The following is a 2994-nucleotide window of genomic DNA, read 5'->3' as shown; positions in this document are numbered from 1 at the left end:
TTTTTTTGGGCAACACGCTAATGTTCGTCTTCGGTGCAGCCGGCGCGGCCGTGACAGGGCAGGCCGATATCTCGGAAGTGATGCTGATGCAGGGGCTGTTGATCCCCGCCATTCTGGTGCTGGGCCTCAATATCTGGACCACCAACGATAACGCTCTCTACGCCTCCGGCCTCGGTTTTGCCAATATTACCGGTCTCAAGAGCAAGCCCCTCAGCGTGATCAACGGCCTCATCGGTACGGCTTGCGCCCTCTGGCTTTACAACAACTTTGTCGGCTGGCTGGCCTTTTTGAGTACGGCAATCCCGCCGATCGGTGGCATTATCATCATGGATTTCCTGCTCAATCGTGAGCGTTACCGTCAATTTGCCGATCAGCAGTTCGAGACGGTGCGCTGGCAGGCGCTGGTCGCCACGGCAGTCGGGGTGGCTGTCGGCAAGTGGCTGCCGGGCATAGTGCCACTCAACGCGGTATTGGGCGCCGCCTTCACCTATTTCATTCTGGTTCGCCTCACCCAGCGGCCGGTTCTGGTACAGGAAGCTAACAAATGCTGATTCAACATATTCGTTTGGCCGATCGGGAAGGGTTGTGGCAGATCCGCTGTCAGGATGGGGTCATCACCGCCATCGAACCCCATGACGAACATGCCGTCGCCGGTTGGGTGCTGGACGGGGAGGGCGGTCTGGCGATTGCCCCCTTTATCGAACCCCACATTCACCTCGATACCACCCAGACGGCGGGTGAGCCGAGCTGGAACCTCTCCGGCACCCTGTTCGAGGGGATCGAGCGCTGGGCCGAGCGCAAGGCGCTGCTGACCCATGAGGATGTGAAACAGCGCGCTATCCAGACGCTGAAGTGGCAGATCGCCAACGGCATCCAGTTCGTCCGTACTCATGTCGATGTCTCCGACCCCAATCTGGTGGCGCTCAAGGCGATGCTGGAGGTGCGGGAGGAGATGAAGGAGTGGGTCGAGCTGCAGATCGTTGCCTTCCCGCAGGAGGGGATCCTCTCCTACCCCAACGGCAAGGCACTGCTGGAGGAGGCGCTCAAGCTGGGGGCAGACGTGATTGGCGCGATACCCCACTTCGAGTTTACCCGGGAATATGGTGTCGAAAGTCTGCACTACATCTTCGATCTTGCGGAGAAGTATCAGGTTCTGGTCGATGTGCACTGCGACGAGATCGATGACGAGCAGTCCCGTTTCATCGAGACGCTGGCAACCCTGGCCTACGAGCGGGGTATCGGTCATAGAGTCACCGCCAGTCACACCACCGCCATGCACTCTTACAACGGCGCTTATGCTTCCCGCCTGTTCCGGCTGCTGAAGATGGCGGACATCAACTTTGTGGCCAATCCGCTGGTGAACATTCACCTGCAGGGGCGGTTCGATACCTATCCCAAACGTCGCGGCATTACCCGGGTGAAGGAGATGCTGGAGGCGAACATCAACGTCTGCTTCGGTCACGACGACGTGTTCGATCCCTGGTACCCCATGGGCACCGCCAACATGTTGCAGGTGCTGCACATGGGGATGCATGTCTGCCAGATCATGGGTTACGAGCAGATCAACGACGGTCTGAAGCTGATCAGCAGCCACAGCGCCCGCACCCTGAATGTGCAGGATCGCTATGGTATCGAGGTGGGCAAACCGGCCAACCTGTTAGTCCTGCCCGCCGAGAACGGCTTCGATGCGGTGCGCCGTCAGGTGCCGGTGCGTTACTCGATCCGCCACGGCAAGGTGATTGCCCAGACCCGTCCGGCCCAGACCGAAATCGTGCTGGGTCAGCCAGAGCCCATCGATTTTCGCCGCTGAGATTTCAATCAGGCTGGATGTCGATTAGTTCCGCCTCTGGGCACAAGGGCCGCCATTGCGACATAATGGCGGCCTGACCCTGAGGGAGTGACACCATGCAAACCTGGTTCTATGTTGCTGCAGGGGGCGCCATCGGCGCCTGCCTTCGTTTTGGGATTGCCGAACTGATGGCCTTGCTGCTGGGGCGCCACTTTCCTTACGGGACTCTAGTGGTCAACGTGGTGGGCTCTTTCATCATGGGGGTGGCATTCGCCCTCATCAGCCATGGTCATGTGGTGGAACACCCGATGAAGCCGCTGCTGATGGTGGGGATCCTCGGTGCCCTGACCACGTTTTCTTCCTTTGCCCTCGATACAGTGGTGCTGGCTCAACATGGGGCCTATCTGAAAGCGCTGCTCAATATCGGTCTCAATATCTTCCTCTGTCTGGCCATGGTGGTACTGGGCATGCAGTTGGTTGCGAGCCGGGTTTAAGGTGTCCGGACGCCAGTGGCTCTGGTAAACTGGCGGCCATTCTTTGCTCTATGGGTGTTTAAGGGATGTCAGAACAAGCAACGACAACGCATTTTGGCTTTAAAACCGTGGCCGCGACCGAGAAGGAAACTCTGGTAGCAGGTGTCTTCCATTCGGTGGCAGCCAAGTATGATCTGATGAACGATCTGATGTCGTTCGGCATCCACCGCCTGTGGAAGCGCTTCACCATCGACTGTTCCGGTGTGCGCAAGGGGCAGAAGGTGCTGGATCTGGCCGGTGGTACGGGTGACTTGACCGCCAAGTTCTCCCGCATCGTCGGCGAGACCGGTCAGGTGGTGCTGGCGGATATCAACGACTCCATGCTGAAAGTGGGCCGCGACAAGCTGCGTAATCTGGGGGTCGCCAACAACGTCTCCTACGTGCAGGCCAATGCCGAGGCGCTCCCCTTCCCGGATAACCACTTCGACGTGATTACCATCGGCTTCGGTCTGCGCAACGTCACCGACAAGGACAAGGCGCTCGCCTCCATGTTCCGAGTGCTCAAGCCGGGTGGCCGTCTGCTGGTGCTGGAGTTCTCCAAGCCGGTCAGCGAAGTGATCGCCAAGCTCTATGACCTCTACTCCTTCAAACTGCTGCCGAAAATGGGCGAAATCGTTGCGAACGACAGTGAAAGCTACAAATATCTGGCAGAGTCTATCCGCATGCACCCGG

4 protein-coding genes are annotated in these 2994 nt (G+C 58.7%); all 4 read left to right on the top strand.

All coding sequences use genetic code 11. The annotated features are described in order from the left end of the window. A partial coding sequence (locus AACS18_RS22835; protein ID WP_181363228.1) for a cytosine permease occupies positions 1-551 on the top strand: 551 nt, incomplete at its 5' end. Continuing rightward, the gene (locus AACS18_RS22830) at positions 545-1810 is read left to right on the top strand and encodes a cytosine deaminase (protein ID WP_108611949.1); all 1266 of its coding nucleotides are present in this window, start codon (positions 545-547) and stop codon (positions 1808-1810) included. The genes AACS18_RS22835 and AACS18_RS22830, both read left to right, overlap by 7 nt. 95 nt (positions 1811-1905) lie before the next feature. Beyond that, positions 1906-2283, top strand: coding sequence for a fluoride efflux transporter CrcB (crcB, locus tag AACS18_RS22825; RefSeq protein WP_108541197.1), 378 nt, complete (start codon positions 1906-1908; stop codon positions 2281-2283). 65 nt (positions 2284-2348) lie between these two features. Beyond that, a partial coding sequence (ubiE, locus tag AACS18_RS22820) for a bifunctional demethylmenaquinone methyltransferase/2-methoxy-6-polyprenyl-1,4-benzoquinol methylase UbiE (RefSeq protein WP_108611950.1) occupies positions 2349-2994 on the top strand: 646 nt, incomplete at its 3' end.

The sequence above is a fragment of the Aeromonas sp. HMWF015 genome, assembly GCF_963878965.1.
GTDB lineage: Bacteria > Pseudomonadota > Gammaproteobacteria > Enterobacterales > Aeromonadaceae > Aeromonas > Aeromonas veronii.
The sequence above is the reverse complement of the archived record's forward strand: the minus strand, read 5'-3'. Positions and strand labels throughout refer to the sequence as shown.